Genomic DNA, 15,215 nt, shown 5'->3' on the forward strand with positions numbered 1-15,215 from the left:
GTTGCGAAGGCTCGCTCGGCAGCCGGGGACAGCGTTCTGCCGGCTCAGGATGCCGTCAAAACCCCTGTCCGGTCACGCGATGAAGCAGCACCGAGCGGTGGCGGGCGCCGCCGGATCGGCTGCGCCTTGATGATGGCGGTGCTTGTCTCGGCCTTGTCGGCGATGCGGTCGAGGATCCCGTCGAGGTCACCGATCGAGCGCACGAACAGCCTTGCGACAAAGCAGTCGTCGCCCGTCACCTTGTCGCATTCGCCGAACTCCGGGATCTCCTCGATCAGCTTCTGGACGATATGCAGCTTGCCCGGCAGGGGCCGGATGCGCACGATCGCCTGCAAGGTATAACCGAGCGCCAGCGGATCGATCTCGACGGTGAATGCCCGGATGACGCCGCGCTCCTCGAGCCGGCGAAGCCGTTCCGAAACGCTTGGTGACGACAGCCCGACTTGGGCAGCCAGTTCCTTCAAGGAGGTTCGCGCATCCTTGACCAGGATTTCGAGCAAGCGTCGGTCGAGATCGTCCAGCATTTTACATTTCTCACAATTCTGGAGACAACACCTAATATAATTAGGCAATGTAGCCATACCACCTCTCCTATCGGATGGAAAGCTGCGGCACCCCATGAGATCATACAGGCTCAACGGGTTCGGAGGTTTGTTGTGAACGATACAGTGCGCGGCACGATCGAAATGTCGGCCGCAATGGCGATCCTGGGAACGATCGGATGGTTCGTCGTCCTGTCCGGCCAGCCGATCATGGATGTGGTGTTCTGGCGTTGCGCCTTCGGCGCGCTGACGTTGCTCATCATCTGCGCCGGCCTCGGCTTGCTGCGCCGGCTATCGCTGCGTGTCATCGGCCTCGCCGCGCTCGGCGGCGTCGCCATCGTCATCAACTGGCTCCTGCTTTTCAGTGCGTTTTCGCGCGCGTCCATCTCGATCGCCACCGCCGTCTACAACACGCAGCCCTTCATGCTGGTCGGCTTCGGCGCGCTCTTCTTCGCCGAGCGGCTGACCCTGACGAAGCTGACATGGCTCGCCATCGCCTTTGCCGGCATGGTGTTGATCGTGCAGGCCGCTCCTGACGCCGGCGATGTCGGCACGAACTACTTCGCCGGCATCGTCATGGCGCTGGGCGCGGCCTTCTTCTGGGCCGTCGCCGCCATCGTCACCAAGAAGCTCAAGGGCACGCCGCCGCACCTGATCGCGCTCATCCAGGTCTGTGTCGGCGTCGTCATGCTGGCCCTTCGCCAATCTTTCGCATCTTCCCGCCGACCCGTGGAGCTGGGCCATGCTGGCGACGCTCGGCATCGTCCACACCGGGCTGATGTACATCCTGATGTATGGCGCCATCCAGAAGCTGCCGACGCATCTGCAGGGCTCGCTGTCCTTCATCTATCCCGTCGTCGCCATCCTGGTCGATGTCACCGCCTTCGGCCATCGGCTGCATCTGAGCCAGATCGTCGGCGCCGCCGCCATCCTGATCGCCGCCGCCGGCATGAATCTCGGCTGGACGCTGTGGAAGTCGAAAACGCCGGCGCAAAGTCTTCAAGCCAGCAGATAGGGTGCTGCCGATTTGCAACGCAAGCAGGACTCATGCAATGAACGCCCAGGCGCATGCGATGGGTGGTGGCGTGGACGTCGGGACCTTTCAGAAACGGCTGTTGCCCCACGAACGCATCTTGTGGAGCGGTCTTCCCGCGCAGGGCGTATTGTTCACCGGTCGCGACATGTTTCTCATTCCGTTCAGTCTGCTCTGGTGCGGGTTTGCAATTTTCTGGACTTATATGGCGACAAGGCAAGGTGCGCCGCTTTTCTTCGATGTATGGGGCGGGATGTTCATCTGCATCGGGCTGTTCTTTGTCTTTGGCAGGTTTGCGCTCGACGCCTGGTTGAGACGACGTATCTCTTACGCGGTCACGGACAAGCGCATTCTCATCATGCGCGCCGCCCCTTTCTCCAGTTTCACATCGATCGATCTGGAGCGTCTCCCCGATATCCAGCTGACCGGCGAGGGAGCAAGACGTGGCAATCTGCGTTTCGGGGCAGCTTCATCCCTCTTCGGAAATCCCGGGATGGGCGGTTGGTCCCAGTATCGCTATCAAGGTTTTGGCGGCTGGGCTCCGGCTCTTGACCCGGTTCCGCAATTTCTGGGCATCGAGGATCCGTCGAAAGTGTTCGACATCGTAACGAGAGCCAGCAACGCCCTTCGTTCCGATCGCCGGTCGTCGCCCGGCAGCTAGCGCCTGTTCAATCCCCGCACTTTGCTCTATGCCGCAATCCAACCATCTTCGCCCGGCATAGGCGAAACCCGGGATCGAAGAACCATGAATGACGCCACGCCCCCCAATCGCTGCCGCATCGTGCTGATCGCGCCGCCCGGTGTGCCGGCGGCCCGTATCGCGACCGCATTCGACGGTGGCGACGTCGCCTCGCTGATCCTGCCCGAGAACGGCATGGACGAAGCCTCCTTCCAGGCCTTTGCCGAACAGGTTGTGCCGGCCGCGCAGGCCGCGGGCGTGGCCGTCATCATCGCCGGCGACACCCGCATCGCGGGGCGTGTCCAGGCCGATGGCATCCATGTCGAAGTTTCCAAGGCCGAACTCGCCGAGACGATCGAGCATTTCCAGGAAAAGATGATGGTCGGTGCCGGCGGCGCCAAGAAGCGCGACGACGCACTGGAACTCGGCGAGACACGTCCTGACTACATCTTCTTCGGCCGCTTCGGCTACGACAACAAGCCGGACCCGCATCCGCGCAACCTGTCGCTGGGTGAATGGTGGGCGCAGATGATCCAGATCCCTTGCATCGTGATGGCGGGGTCCGATCTTGCTTCCGTCGAAACCGTGGCCGCGACCGGCGCCGAGTTCGTCGCGCTGTCGAGCGCGGTGTTCGCCGACGGCGTCGACCCGAAAACAGCAGTTGCTCAAGCCAACGCGCTGCTCGACGAAACCGCGCCGCGTTTCGAGGATTGACGTGGCTCTGGCGAGGCTTCCCTTTCAGGCCCTGCTTGCGGCGGTCATGATCCAGGCCGCCGCCGCCGAAACGATTCCCTTGCCGCAGCCCAAGCCGGACCTCGGCGTGCACACCGACAAACCGATCGACAAGCCGCTGCCGCAGCCCGCCACCACGACCGAGCCGGCGCCGCTGCCGTCGGCCGACGCCATCAATCCTGACCGCTTCGGGGCCAAGCCGGCGGACGCCGCCTATGGCGCCTTCCAGCGCGGTCTTTACAAGACGGCCTACAACCTCGCGCTGATCCGCGCCCAAAACGGCGATCCGGCGGCGCAGACGCTGGTGGCCGAGATCCTGTCGCGCGGGCTGGGTGTGCCGCTGAACAGCGCGGAAGCGGCCAAATGGTATGCGCTTGCCGCCGAGCAGGGCGTGCCGGAATCGCAGTTTCAGTATGCGCTGATGCTGCTCGACGGCCGCTACGTCAAGAAGGACGAGAAGGGCGCCTATGCGTTGATGCAGGCCGCCGCCGAAGCGGGCAACCGGCTGGCGCAGTTCAATTTCGCGCAGATGCTGGTCCAGCAGGACCCCGGCGACGCCGGCATCGCCAAGGCGGTTTCCTACTATGAGCGCGCCGCCGCGACCGGCCTCGCCGATGCCCAGTATGCGATGTCGCAGATCTATGCCAATGGCGTCGGCGGCAAGCCGCGCGACGATGCACAGGCCCGGCGCCTGCTGGCGCAGGCCGCGCGACAGAACTACGACACCGCGCAGATCGATCTTTCCGCCTGGATGATCGAGGGCCGCGGTGGCGCGCGCGACCTGAAATCCGCCTTCGGCTGGATGAAGCAAGCGGCGGAGGGCGGCAATATCGCCGCCCAGAATCGCCTTGCCAAACTCTACATGCAAGGCATCGGCACCGATCCGGACCTTGTCCTTGCCGGCGCCTGGTACATCGTCGCCCGCCGCGCCGGTCTCATCGATCCGCAGATGGACGATTTCCTGCAGGGGCTGAGCGACGACGAGACCAAGCAGGCATTGCAGAAGGCGAACCGCCTGCCCTGACGGCGGTTCTCACTGCCACCGTGCGTGATCAGGACAACCCTGCCGAAAGGCTTCGACTGATCCCAAAGCTTGACCTCTCCAGCCTGGCATCGACCTGGCGCTCCCTTGCCTCTTCTGGCGATTTGTGGTCTTGGGGGCCCGAAATCGCTTTCCCAGCGAACATCCCATACCAACGGCTTGGCCGTTGGCAGCATCCCGGATCACCGCATCATGGCCAAGATCAATGGCAACGAAATCCGTCCCGGCTTCGTCATCGAACACGATGGCGGCCTCTGGGTGGCGGTCAGGACCAACACCGTCAAGCCTGGCAAGGGCGGCGCCTATAACCAGGTCGAGTTGAAGAACCTGATCAACGGCACCAAGCTCAACGAGCGCTTCCGCTCGGCCGAAACGGTCGAGCAGATCAGGCTCGACCTGAAGGATTTTTCCTTCCTCTACGCGCAGGAAGACGCGCTGGTGTTCATGGACACCCAGAGCTACGAGCAGCTCGAACTGAACAAGGACTTCGTCGGCGATCGTGCCGCCTTCCTGCAGGACGGCATGATGGTGACGGTTCAGCTCTACGAGGACCGGCCGATCGGCATTTCCCTGCCTGACTACGTGACGCTGACCATCACCGAGGCGGACCCGGTAGTGAAGGGCCAGACGGCGGCCTCATCCTACAAGCCGGCGGTGTTGGAGAACGGCATCCGCGTGCTCGTGCCGCCATTCATCGGCGCCGGCGAGCGCATCATCGTCGACACCAACGAAATCACTTACGTACGCCGCGCCGACTGATGCGTGTCGCCCACGAGTGGCCCCGGATTTGGGTCACCGACATGCATCGAGACAGAGTTTAAAGCGCAGCAGCAGGAAGAGGCACGATGGCACGCTCCGCACTTCTCAACGTCATGGTTCAGGCCGCCATGAAGGCCGGCCGGTCGCTGTCGCGCGACTTCGGCGAAGTGCAGAACCTGCAGGTCTCGATGAAGGGCCCTGGCGACTATGTCAGCCAGGCCGACCGCAAGGCCGAGGATATCGTCTTTGCCGAACTGTCGAAGGCGCGGCCGGGCTATTCCTTCCTGATGGAGGAGCGCGGCGCGGTGGAAGGCGATGACGGCCAGCACCGCTGGATCGTCGACCCGCTCGACGGCACGACCAATTTCCTGCACGGCATTCCGCTCTTTGCCGTCTCGATCGCCTTGGAACGCCAGGGCCAGATCGTCGCCGGCGTCATCTACAATCCGGCCATGGACGAGCTCTACACCGCCGAACGCGGCGGCGGCGCCTTCATGAACGACCGCCGCCTGCGGGTCGCTGGCCGCATCAAGCTGGTCGACACGGTCATTGGCTGCGGCATGCCGCATCTGGGACGCGGCCACCACGGCAATTTCCTTGTCGAATTGCGCAACGTCATGGCCGAGGTCTCCGGCGTCCGCCGCCTCGGCTCCGCCTCGCTCGATCTTGCCTATGTCGCCGCCGGCCGCATGGATGGCTTCTGGGAAACCGGCCTGTCGGCCTGGGACATCGCCGCCGGCCTTCTGCTGATCCGCGAAGCGGGCGGTTTCGTTTCGGACATGGATGGCGGACAGGACATGCTCGACAATGGCTCGGTGGTCGCCGGCAACGAGGTCATACAGCGCGCGTTGCTCAAGGTCGTGAAGAAGCCGTTCACGCCGCGCTGAAGCGCCGCAGTCGTAAAACCGCCAACAAGACTTGAAATACTGCCTGCCGACCGCCCAGATTGGGGTACGGCGCAGGAACCCGGCAGTGTGAAAGACGTCAAGCCCCACCCCGACATCCCGTTCATCGGACGCTGGCACTATTCGCGCGCCGAGATGATCGCCGACGGTATCGTCCATGCCGTCGGTATCGTATTGGCGATAGCGGCCGGTTCGGCACTGCTGGCGCTGGCGGCCTTTCGTGTCGGCCCGGGCGAATACATCGCCGCCGCCTTCTATGTGGTTTCGCTGCTCACCGTGCTGTCGGTGTCGCTGACCTACAATCTATGGCCGGTATCATCGCCCAAGAAATGGGTCCTGCGGCGCTTCGATCACGCCGCGATCTATCTGCTGATCGCCGGAACCTATACGCCTTTCCTGGCCCAGCTCGACGGCTCGCCGCTGGCAGGCTGGATGATTGTCCTCGTCTGGTGCGCCGCGGCGCTGGGTATCACCATCAAGGTGTTCTTTCCCGGCCGGTTCGACCGGCTGGCCATCGTCTTCTATCTCGCCATCGGCTGGAGCGGCATCATCCTGGCAAAGCCGATTGTCCAGACGCTGCCGACGACATCGATCGCGCTCATCGTCGCTGGCGGCATCGTCTATTCCTGCGGCGTCATCTTCTTCGCCTGGAAGGGGCTGCGCTTCCACAATGCGCTGTGGCACGGCTTCGTCGTCACCGGCGCCGGCCTGCATCTGGCCGCCATGGTCGATTGCCTGGTCATCAACCGCTTCTGACCCGGCGGGCAATATTGCCAAGCGCCATTCAATTTGGTCACAATTCCGTTTAGAGTCGCGTTCAACCTGATCGGCGGCGGCATCGGAAACGGGGCACGGATGGCTTTTCTCAAATCCTTCGGCGTGGGCAGACGTTCTGATGTCCTGATCTACGACCCGCATAAACTGTCGAGTCCGCAGGTCTTCCTGCTGACCATGGTGATCTTCCTGGCCATCGTGGCGTTCATTGCCGCAATCCTGACCCGCCAGATCTCGACGGCCTTCGGCAGCAATCCCGGTCTCAACGGCCTGATCGTCGGCGTGCTGGGGGTCGGCATCCTGCTGGCCTTTGGCCAGGTCGGGCGGCTGTTTCGCGAAGTGCGCTGGGTCAACTCCTTCCGCGCCGGCTCGGAAACCACCGAACCGGTGCTGCTGGCGCCGATGAAGGCGATGCTCAGCCGCTCGTCGTCGATGGCTTTTTCGACCAGTTCGATGCGCACCATGCTCGATTCCATCGCCACGCGCCTGGATGAAAGCCGCGACACCTCGCGCTATCTCGTCGGCCTGCTGGTGTTCCTCGGCCTGCTCGGCACCTTCTGGGGCCTCTTGAACACCATCGGCTCGATCCGCGAGACCATCGAATCGCTCGACCCGGGCACGGGTGACGCCGCCGCGGTGCTCGATTCGCTCAAGCAAGGGCTCTCCGCGCCGCTGGCCGGCATGGGCACCGCCTTCTCGTCTTCGCTGTTTGGCCTGTCCGGCTCGCTGGTGCTCGGTTTTCTCGACCTGCAGGCCGGCCGCGCCCAGACGCGTTTCTACACCGAGCTCGAGAACTGGTTGTCCTCGGTCACCGACCTGTCGTCCGACATCGTCGTTTCCGACCCGGCCAAGACCGAATCCTCGGATGAGATCCGCGTGCTGTCCGAACGGTTGCGCAGCATGCAGGAGAACGGCGGCGGATCCAACCCGCGCGTCGCCACCGCCATGGCCAATCTCGCCGACGGCATTTCCGGCCTGGTCAAGAACATGCGCTCGGAACAGCAGATCATGCGCGACTGGGTCGAGGCCCAGTCCGACGAGCAGAAGGCGATGCGCAACACGCTGGAAAAGATCGCCGACGCCCTGAAGAAGCCCGGGGTGCACTGACGTGGCGCTCGCCAGGGGCCGGCGCACCGATCGCCGCATCGACTATTGGCCGGGCTTCGTCGACGCGCTGTCGACGCTGCTGCTGGCCATCATGTTCCTGCTCACGGTCTTCGTGCTGGCGCAATTCCTGCTCGGCCGCGAAATCTCTGGCAAGGATACCGCGCTCTCGCGTCTCAATTCGCAGATCAACGAACTGACCCAGCTTCTGGCGCTGGAGCGCTCGACGGCGCAGGACAAGGATGATTCGCTGGCCAATCTGCAGGCATCGCTGTCGGCGGCCGAAGCCGAGAAGAGCCGCCTCGAACAATTGCTGGCGCAAGGTGCGGGCGCCGGCGACGCCGCCAACCAGCGCGCGGCGGAGCTGGGTGGCGAACTCGACAACCAGCGCCAGATCAGTCAGCAGGCGCTGAGCCAGGTCGAGATCCTCAACCAGCAGATCGCGGCACTGCGCAAGCAGATCGGCGCGCTCGAGGATGCACTCAATGTGTCCGAAACGCGCGACCGCGATTCCAACACCAAGATCGCCGATCTCGGCCGCCGCCTGAACGTGGCGCTTGCGCAACGCGTGCAGGAACTGAACCGCTACCGCTCCGACTTCTTCGGGCGCTTGCGCGAAATCCTCGCCGACCGCGAGAACATCCGCATCGTCGGCGACCGCTTCGTCTTCCAGTCGGAAGTGCTGTTCCCCACCGGCTCCGAAGAGATCAACGATGCCGGCAAGGTCGAGATGAAGAAACTCGCCGACGCGATCATTCAGTTGCAGAAGGAAATTCCCCCGGAGATCAACTGGGTGCTGCGCGTCGACGGCCATACCGACAACAAGCCGCTCTCCGGCACCGGCCGCTACCGCGACAACTGGGAGCTGTCGACGGCGCGTTCGACCTCGGTGGTGAAGTTCCTGATCGAGAACGGCGTCCCGGCCAACCGGTTGGTCGCCGCCGGCTTCGGCGAGTTCCAGCCGCTCGACCCGGCCGACACCGAAGAGGCTCGCAACAAGAACCGCCGTATTGAGCTGAAGCTCACCGAACGGTGATCCCGCATCACGCGAATTTGTTCGCCGGCTCAACGCTAGGGCGCAGCCGTGGACCGGCAAGGCCTGAAAAGATTATCTTTTTTTAATTACACATCGTGCCGGTGCGGTCCTAGCTTCCCGCTCGGGCCGAGAACCGCCGGCGATGAATCCTCCCATCGTGACGCGACGGAACCGGACGGCCCGCGGCCGGAAGGCTGTCGGAACAACCGCCACCTTCCTCTTCAAGAGGAGACGCGACGATGCGCTCTTTTACTCCCAGGACCTCGCTCAGAACTGCAACATTCACGGCGTTCCTCATCGCCGTTCCGCTTGCCGGCGCCCATGCGGCGGGCCATCACAAAGGCGCTCTCGACGAGACCGCACCGACCGACTTTACCGGCCCTCGCGTCGAAGGTCTCATCGAACAGGTTCAGGGCGTCCATCAGGGCATAGTCGACGCCAGGCAGGCCAACACCATTACGCCGGCGGTGGCGCAACGCCTGGAAATGCGCACGGCCCGCATCAGTCAGGCGGCCGAGAAGATCGCGGCATCGGATCACGGCAGGATACCGGCCGCGCAGTATCATGACCTGCTGCGCCGGCTCGACAATGTCGACCAACGGCTGATGGTCGACACCGGCAGCGGCTTCATGATCGGCGATGGTTCCGACGGCGGAAACTACCCGAACGGCTGAGACCGGCTATCCCAGCGCGCGCATTGTTGCCAATCGCGGGCCTGCGGCACTTCGATATCGCGCATGATCCGAGCGAAATCGGTTCCGATTTCGGTCCATGCACCAGAAAGGGACCGCCTGGCGCCTTCGGGACCCCAATCCCGCGGGCGTCCTTTTTCCCTATCGGCCGAGCCAGACCGCGATCAGGGCAAGCACCGCCGGCACGGTCTGGATGAACAGGATCTTGCGACCAACCGTCGCCGCGCCATAGAGGCCGGCAATGGCCACGCACGACAGGAAGAAAACCTTGACCTGGAAACCACCCGCGCCAAGGGTGAGCCCCCAGATCAGGCCGGCGGCGAGGAAGCCGTTGTAGAGCCCCTGGTTGGCAGCGAGCACCTTCGAAGCGCTGGCGAATTCCGGCGTCAGATTGAATGCCTTGTGTCCGCTCGGCGTGTCCCACAGCACCATCTCGAGATAGACGATGTAGACATGGATCAAGGCCACCAGCCCGACCAGGATGTTGCCGATCATCTTGTTCCCCCTTCATGTGTCGCCGGCAGCATTTCACGCGCGGCCTCACCTGCGCAAGATGCATCCGCCGCACAGGGCCGCAGGGTTGCAAACGTCTTTGCGTTGGTATCTTTTCGCGCCGTCCCCAATCACGGAAGCCGCCATGTCCTTTCAAAAACTCGATGACCTCGGCCACAAACTCGAAGCGCTCGAGCATGCGCTGGCCATCCTCGGCGCCGATGAAGCGACCCATATGGCCGTCGGCGGCGGCGAGAAGCGCGCCGAGGCGATGGCAGCACTTGCCGGCATGTATCACACCAGGGCGACGGCGCCGGAAATCGCCGACTGGATCACCGCAGCCGAAGGCGAGACGCTCGGCGAAGAGCAACGGGCGGCTCTCGCCGAATTGCGGCGGCAATACACCAACCTCACCTGCCTGCCGGTCGAGTTCGTCGAACGGCAGACGACGGCGCGCATGCGTTGCGAGCAATTGTGGCGCGACTTGCGCGCCAAGAACGATTGGGCCGGCTTCCAGCCGGCGCTCGAGGGCGTGGTGGCACTGGTGCGCGAAGAGGCGGCTCTGCGCTCCGACGTGCTGGGCCTCGCCCCCTACGATGCGCTGATGGAGCAATTCGACCCCGGCAACCGCACCGCGGACATCACCCCGGTCTTCGCCGACCTGAAAGCCTTCCTCAAGGGATTCGTACCGGAGGCACTGGCGATCCAGGAGGCGCGGTTGCGCAAGCACCCGCTGAAGCCGCTTTCGGGGACCTATGCGATCGACCGGCAGCGCGAGCTCGGCCTTGCCATGATGGCGGCGGTCGGCTTCGATCTGACACACGGTTCGCTGTCCGTATCGCACCACCCTTTCTGCGGCGGCGTGCCGAGCGACGTGCGCATCACCACCCGCTACAAGACCTCCGACTTCCTGTCGGCGCTGATGGGCGTGCTGCACGAGACCGGCCATGCGCTATACGAACAGAACCTGCCCAAGGCATGGTCGCACTGGCCGCTCGGCAAGGCGCGCGGTATGGCCGTGCATGAAAGCCAGAGCCTGTTCGTCGAAAAGCAGGTCGGCCGCAACCCTGCCTTCTGGCGCTGGGCGCTGCCGGTGGTTGAAAGGCATCTCGGCGAATCCTGGTCGCTCGACGAGATCCTGCCGCATGTGCATCGCGTCGAACGCGGCCTGATCCGTGTCGACGCCGACGAGGTGACCTATCCGCTGCATGTCATCCTGCGTTACGAGCTGGAGCAGGAGCTCGTCTCGGGCAGGCTGGAGGTGGCTGACCTGCCCGAAGCCTGGGACGCCAAGATGCGCGACTATCTCGGGCTCTCCACCATCGACAATCCCGCCGACGGACCGATGCAGGACGTGCATTGGCCGGGTGCCGCCTTCGGCTACTTCCCCTCCTACACGCTGGGCGCGATGATGGCGGCCCAGCAATGGGCGGCGCTGACGAGGGACCATCCGTCCGCTGATGGCGATCTCGCCAGGGGAGAATTCGAGGCGATCAACGCCTGGCGGCGCGACAGGATCTGGTCGCAAGGCTCGCGCTGGTCGACGCCGGACCTGCTCGAACGCGCCACCGGCGAAAAGCTGAACGCCGTGTATTTCACCGATCATCTGCGCAAACGGTATGGAACCGCGTGAGGCTATGGGTGGAACCGCCAGGCCACAGCGCCTGCCTACTCCGCGGCCCCCCTGAAGGCGCTTGCACCGGTTTCGAACTGCAGCTTGGCCAGCCGCGCGTAGATGCCGCCCTTGGCGACGAGGCTCTTGTGCGTGCCTTCCTCGACAATGCTGCCGCCGTCCATGACCAGGATCCTGTCGGCTTTCAGCACTGTTGCCAGGCGGTGCGCGATGACGATGGTGGTGCGGCCCTGCATCAGCCGCTCCAGCGCCATCTGCACCAGCGTCTCGCTTTCGGCGTCGAGTGCCGAAGTCGCCTCGTCGAGCAGCAGGATCGGTGCATCGCGCAGGATGGCGCGGGCGATTGCCACCCGCTGGCGCTGGCCGCCGGACAGCGTCACGCCGCGCTCGCCGACCTGGCTGTCGTAGCCTTTTTCAAGCTTGAGGATGAACTCGTCGGCCAGCGCATCCTTGGCCGCCGCCTCAATCTCGGCTTCGCTGGCCCCCGGCCTGCCGAAGCCAATATTGTCACGCGCGCTCGCCGCGAAGATGGTGACGTCCTGCGGCACGATGGCGATCCGTTGCCTGATGGCGATGGGATCGGCCTCGCGCACGTCGACACCGTCGATCACGATCCTGCCGGTTTCGGGATCGTAGAAGCGCAGGATCAGTGAAAACACCGTGCTCTTGCCGGCCCCCGAAGGACCGACGATCGCCACCGTCTCGCCGGGCTTGACCTGAAAGCTCAGGCCGTGGACGGCGGCGCGGTCGGGCCTGGCCGGATACGAGAACGACACGTCGTCGAAACTGATCGCGCCTCTCGCCTTCGCCGGCAGTGACTGCGGAACGGCCGGCGCCAGGATCGCCGGCTTCTCGGCCAGGATCTCGGTCAGCCGCTCGGCGGCACCTGCTGCTTGCGCAAGCTCGCCCCACACCTCCGACAGAGCGCCGAGCGCGCCGGCGGCGAACACCGAATAGAGCAGGAACTGGCCGAGCGTGCCCGGCGACAGCGTGCCTTCGAGCACGTCGCGCGAGCCGAACCAAAGTACCGCCACGACAGAGGAAAAGATCATGAAGATGGCGAAGAAGGTGAGGAACGAGCGGGCAAAGATCGAGGCCCGCGCCGCGTCGAAAGCGGCCTCCACGGCGGACGAAAAGCGGCCGGTGACCAGTCTTTCATTGGTGAAGGCCTGCAGCGTGCGCACCGCGCCGATCTGCTCGCTGGCATAGGCTGTCGCATTGGCCAGAGTGTCCTGCGCCAGCCGTGATTTGCGCCGCACCGAGCGGCCGAAGGCGACCAGCGGCAACACGATGACCGGGATCGCGGCGATGACCAGGCCCGACAGCTTCGGGCTGGTGAAGACCATCATCGCCACGGCGCCAAGGCCGAGGATGACGTTGCGCAGCGCCACCGAAGCGGTGGCACCCACAGCCGACTTGATCTGCGTCGTGTCGGCGGCGAGCCGCGACACGATCTCTCCCGACTGCGCGGTGTCGAAGAAGGATGGCGACAGGGTCGTCACATGGCTGAACACGTCGCTGCGGATGTCGGCGACAACGCGCTCGCCGAGCGTGATGACGAAATAGTAACGGCAGGCCGACGCAGCCGCCAGCACAGCGGCCATCACCACCAGCATGCCGAAATATTCGGCGATGAAGCTGGAATCCGACGCCGAAAAGCCGTGGTCGATCATCCGCCGCACCGCCAGCGGCAAGGCCAGCGTCGTCGCCGCCGCGACGGCCAGCGAGATGACCGCGCCGATGACCATTTTCCGGTAGCGGCCGAGATAGGGAAACAGGCGCCTGAGCGGCTTGAGCGAGCGCCGGCGCTCGTCTGCATCGCCACTGATATCCGCCATGACCGTTTCCTCTGGCCCCTTTTGCATTGCGCCACCAATATGCGCCTGCCGCGGCCTTGTGATTCAATTCCGGCTGATGTATAGGCTCGCCGACCGTTTTAGAAGCCGTGGCTCCTCAATAGCTGCGGCTTCGAGTTTTAAAAAGGGGCGCATCGACGCAGGCTCTATGCCCGTCAGCAGCGCCAGCAAGCCAGGAACCGAACCATGAAGACCGACATCCATCCCGACTACCACACCATCAAGGTCGTCATGACCGACGGCACCGAATACATGACCCGTTCGACCTGGGGCAAGGAAGGCGATACGATGAACCTCGATATCGACCCGACCACCCACCCGGCCTGGACCGGCGGCCAGCAGACCTTGCTCGACCGCGGCGGCCGCCTGTCCAAGTTCAAGAAGCGCTTCGAAGGTTTCGGCCTCTAAGCGCATGTCGCCCAAAAGTGCGAAGCGGTTTTGGGATAACGACTTGCACAAAGTGAGAACCTGAGCCGTTCCGGCCTTGTCGCAGATCAAAAACCCGCCCTCGAGGCGGGTTTTTTGTTGCCGCCAAGGGCTCGGCTTTCCCTACTCGGCCAGCAGTTCCCGCAGCGCCATGCGCTTGTAGGCGGCGACCAGCCTGTCGCCCTCTTGCCGCTCGACCGAGATCGCCAGCCGCATGGCGGCCTCGCCCATTTGCCAGATGAGAAACGCCGTGGTTTCCAGCGCCACCGGATCGGCCGCCGGCCGCAGCCGCTTCAGCACCGCGGTGAGGAATCCGGCATTGGTCCGGCTGTCGGCAAGTTCGAGCTGGCGCAGCGCCTTGTCGGCCTGCGTGCCGGACCAGATATCGCGCATCACCGGCTCGGCCAGGAACAGCCGGTAGTAGATATCGACCAGCTCCGAAAATGCTTGGCCTAGGCCCTCCGCGTCGCGGACGCCGGCAAGTGCCGCTGAGATACAGGCCTGGCCCTCGGTGGTGTAGCGTTCGGCAAGCGCCCAGATGATCGCCCGCTTGTCGGGAAAGAACTGGTAGAGCGAACCGATCGACACCCCTGCCCGTTCCGCCACTTCACCCATGCGCACGGCATCGCTGCCCTGCTCGGCGATCAGCGCCGAAGCGGCGGCCAGCATGCGCTCGACCCGTTCGCGGCTGCGCTGCTGGCTCGGCGCCCGGCGCGGCGAAGCGATCTGCTCGTTGGCCGGTATGCCTTCCATCACTGTCTCCAACAAACGCGCTCATCATCCGGAAAACGGCTTGACGGCACAAATACGAGGGTTTATCACGTTTTGCAAATGTGAGGATTGCTCATATTTAGAGGCGCGGGAACCTGAAACCGGAGCAACTGACATGATCACGAAACTTCTCCCCACCCTGACCTTCTTCGCCGCGATCGGCGCGGGCGTCGTCGGCGGCGTGTTCTTCGCATTCTCCAATTTCGTCATGCCGGCGCTCGCCCGCCTGCCGGCGGCGGGCGGCATCGCGGCGATGAATTCGATCAACATCACCGTAATCACGCCTACCTTCATGACCGCGCTGTTCGGCACCGGGCTGATCTGCCTCGTGCTCATCGCCGGCGCTATCCTCGGCTGGAGCCAGCCGGGTTCGTTCTGGCTGCTCGCCGGCGCCCTGATCTATCTCGTCGGCAACCCGATCGTGACCATGGTCTTCAACGTGCCGCTCAACGATGCGCTGGCCGCCGTCGATCCGGCCAGCAGCAATGGCGCCCCTGTCTGGACCACCTATCTCAGGGATTGGGTCATGTGGAACCACGTCCGAGCCGTCACTGCCATCGTGGCTCTTGGCTGCTTCATCTTCGCATGGCGGTGAGCATCGCCATCATAGCCAAAACCCCGTTCTCTCACGCTTGAAAGGTGTGTTGAGATTCAGGTCAGGCCGAGTCGAAAACGGCGATTTCCGAGAACCGGAGCGGAGCGTACTTAAAGTACGTGAGCACCGGAAGCGCAGGAAAAC

General features: G+C 64.0%; 16 protein-coding genes and 1 pseudogene. 13 read left to right on the top strand and 4 right to left on the bottom strand.

All coding sequences use genetic code 11. The features are described from left to right. Positions 1–44: 44 nt before the first annotated feature. Positions 45–524, bottom strand: a complete 480-nt coding sequence (locus tag NR193_RS21400) for an Lrp/AsnC family transcriptional regulator (RefSeq protein ID WP_256752745.1) — start codon at positions 522–524, stop codon at positions 45–47. A 132-nt stretch (positions 525–656) separates the two neighbouring features. On the opposite strand from NR193_RS21400, the pseudogene NR193_RS21405 reads away from it, so the two are divergent. The 10 genes and pseudogenes from NR193_RS21405 to NR193_RS21450 all read left to right on the top strand — a co-directional run bounded on the left by NR193_RS21405 (position 657) and on the right by NR193_RS21450 (position 9,280). After that, a pseudogene (locus tag NR193_RS21405) lies at positions 657–1,557 on the top strand (DMT family transporter). A gap of 37 nt (positions 1,558–1,594) precedes the next feature. Continuing rightward, positions 1,595–2,236, top strand: coding sequence for a PH domain-containing protein (locus NR193_RS21410; protein ID WP_256752746.1), 642 nt, complete (start codon positions 1,595–1,597; stop codon positions 2,234–2,236). 84 nt (positions 2,237–2,320) lie between these two features. Beyond that, a complete protein-coding gene (locus NR193_RS21415) occupies positions 2,321–2,968 on the top strand; it encodes a thiamine phosphate synthase (RefSeq protein ID WP_256752747.1) in 648 nt (215 codons plus the stop codon). 46 nt (positions 2,969–3,014) lie between these two features. Then, the gene (locus NR193_RS21420; protein ID WP_306280375.1) at positions 3,015–4,010 is read left to right on the top strand and encodes a tetratricopeptide repeat protein; all 996 of its coding nucleotides are present in this window, start codon (positions 3,015–3,017) and stop codon (positions 4,008–4,010) included. A 210-nt stretch (positions 4,011–4,220) separates the two neighbouring features. After that, positions 4,221–4,787 (top strand): elongation factor P, encoded by a 567-nt coding sequence (gene efp / locus NR193_RS21425; protein ID WP_091578946.1) that lies wholly within the window; start codon positions 4,221–4,223, stop codon positions 4,785–4,787. Between the two features lie 86 nt (positions 4,788–4,873). Further along, positions 4,874–5,674, top strand: coding sequence for an inositol monophosphatase family protein (locus tag NR193_RS21430; protein WP_256752749.1), 801 nt, complete (start codon positions 4,874–4,876; stop codon positions 5,672–5,674). Between the two features lie 87 nt (positions 5,675–5,761). Next, positions 5,762–6,448, top strand: a complete 687-nt coding sequence (locus tag NR193_RS21435) for a hemolysin III family protein (RefSeq protein WP_256752750.1) — start codon at positions 5,762–5,764, stop codon at positions 6,446–6,448. A 99-nt stretch (positions 6,449–6,547) separates the two neighbouring features. After that, positions 6,548–7,573 (top strand): MotA/TolQ/ExbB proton channel family protein, encoded by a 1,026-nt coding sequence (locus tag NR193_RS21440; protein WP_256752751.1) that lies wholly within the window; start codon positions 6,548–6,550, stop codon positions 7,571–7,573. Between the two features lies 1 nt (position 7,574). After that, the gene (locus NR193_RS21445; protein WP_256752752.1) at positions 7,575–8,606 is read left to right on the top strand and encodes a peptidoglycan -binding protein; all 1,032 of its coding nucleotides are present in this window, start codon (positions 7,575–7,577) and stop codon (positions 8,604–8,606) included. A gap of 239 nt (positions 8,607–8,845) precedes the next feature. After that, the gene (locus tag NR193_RS21450) at positions 8,846–9,280 is read left to right on the top strand and encodes a hypothetical protein (RefSeq protein WP_256752753.1); all 435 of its coding nucleotides are present in this window, start codon (positions 8,846–8,848) and stop codon (positions 9,278–9,280) included. Positions 9,281–9,439: 159 nt separating this feature from the next. Here NR193_RS21450 and NR193_RS21455 read toward each other — a convergent pair whose 3' ends face one another. Further along, a complete protein-coding gene (locus tag NR193_RS21455; protein WP_256752754.1) occupies positions 9,440–9,793 on the bottom strand; it encodes a DUF1304 domain-containing protein in 354 nt (117 codons plus the stop codon). 142 nt (positions 9,794–9,935) lie between these two features. On the opposite strand from NR193_RS21455, the gene NR193_RS21460 reads away from it, so the two are divergent. Continuing rightward, a complete protein-coding gene (locus NR193_RS21460) occupies positions 9,936–11,423 on the top strand; it encodes a carboxypeptidase M32 (RefSeq protein ID WP_256752755.1) in 1,488 nt (495 codons plus the stop codon). Between the two features lie 35 nt (positions 11,424–11,458). On the opposite strand, the gene NR193_RS21465 is transcribed toward NR193_RS21460, so the two are convergent. Continuing rightward, positions 11,459–13,261, bottom strand: coding sequence for an ABC transporter transmembrane domain-containing protein (locus tag NR193_RS21465; protein WP_256752756.1), 1,803 nt, complete (start codon positions 13,259–13,261; stop codon positions 11,459–11,461). Between the two features lie 204 nt (positions 13,262–13,465). Here NR193_RS21465 and rpmE point away from each other — a divergent pair, with 204 nt between their 5' ends. Continuing rightward, complete coding sequence (gene rpmE, locus NR193_RS21470; protein ID WP_006327661.1) at positions 13,466–13,687, top strand: 50S ribosomal protein L31; 222 nt, start codon at positions 13,466–13,468, stop codon at positions 13,685–13,687. Positions 13,688–13,828: 141 nt separating this feature from the next. On the opposite strand, the gene NR193_RS21475 is transcribed toward rpmE, so the two are convergent. Further along, positions 13,829–14,458: a TetR/AcrR family transcriptional regulator gene (locus NR193_RS21475; RefSeq protein WP_256752757.1), complete on the bottom strand. Its 630-nt coding sequence runs from the start codon at positions 14,456–14,458 to the stop codon at positions 13,829–13,831. A 133-nt stretch (positions 14,459–14,591) separates the two neighbouring features. Between NR193_RS21475 and NR193_RS21480 the strand changes: the two genes are divergently transcribed. Further along, positions 14,592–15,071 (top strand): DUF1772 domain-containing protein, encoded by a 480-nt coding sequence (locus NR193_RS21480; protein WP_256752758.1) that lies wholly within the window; start codon positions 14,592–14,594, stop codon positions 15,069–15,071. Positions 15,072–15,215 lie beyond the last annotated feature (144 nt).

Source organism: Mesorhizobium sp. Mes31 (assembly GCF_024519675.1).
Lineage (GTDB): Bacteria > Pseudomonadota > Alphaproteobacteria > Rhizobiales > Rhizobiaceae > Mesorhizobium.

Bases quoted from the DNA above. Each gene is read 5' to 3' on its own strand.
- NR193_RS21400 (WP_256752745.1), bottom strand. From the start codon at position 524: ATGCTGGACGATCTCGACCGACGCTTGCTCGAAATCCTGGTCAAGGAT.
- NR193_RS21410 (WP_256752746.1), top strand. From the start codon at position 1,595: ATGAACGCCCAGGCGCATGCGATGGGTGGTGGCGTGGACGTCGGGACC.
- NR193_RS21415 (WP_256752747.1), top strand. From the start codon at position 2,321: ATGAATGACGCCACGCCCCCCAATCGCTGCCGCATCGTGCTGATCGCG.
- NR193_RS21420 (WP_306280375.1), top strand. From the start codon at position 3,015: ATGATCCAGGCCGCCGCCGCCGAAACGATTCCCTTGCCGCAGCCCAAG.
- efp (WP_091578946.1), top strand. From the start codon at position 4,221: ATGGCCAAGATCAATGGCAACGAAATCCGTCCCGGCTTCGTCATCGAA.
- NR193_RS21430 (WP_256752749.1), top strand. From the start codon at position 4,874: ATGGCACGCTCCGCACTTCTCAACGTCATGGTTCAGGCCGCCATGAAG.
- NR193_RS21440 (WP_256752751.1), top strand. From the start codon at position 6,548: ATGGCTTTTCTCAAATCCTTCGGCGTGGGCAGACGTTCTGATGTCCTG.
- NR193_RS21450 (WP_256752753.1), top strand. From the start codon at position 8,846: ATGCGCTCTTTTACTCCCAGGACCTCGCTCAGAACTGCAACATTCACG.
- NR193_RS21455 (WP_256752754.1), bottom strand. From the start codon at position 9,793: ATGATCGGCAACATCCTGGTCGGGCTGGTGGCCTTGATCCATGTCTAC.
- NR193_RS21460 (WP_256752755.1), top strand. From the start codon at position 9,936: ATGTCCTTTCAAAAACTCGATGACCTCGGCCACAAACTCGAAGCGCTC.
- NR193_RS21465 (WP_256752756.1), bottom strand. From the start codon at position 13,261: ATGGCGGATATCAGTGGCGATGCAGACGAGCGCCGGCGCTCGCTCAAG.
- rpmE (WP_006327661.1), top strand. From the start codon at position 13,466: ATGAAGACCGACATCCATCCCGACTACCACACCATCAAGGTCGTCATG.
- NR193_RS21475 (WP_256752757.1), bottom strand. From the start codon at position 14,458: ATGGAAGGCATACCGGCCAACGAGCAGATCGCTTCGCCGCGCCGGGCG.
- NR193_RS21480 (WP_256752758.1), top strand. From the start codon at position 14,592: ATGATCACGAAACTTCTCCCCACCCTGACCTTCTTCGCCGCGATCGGC.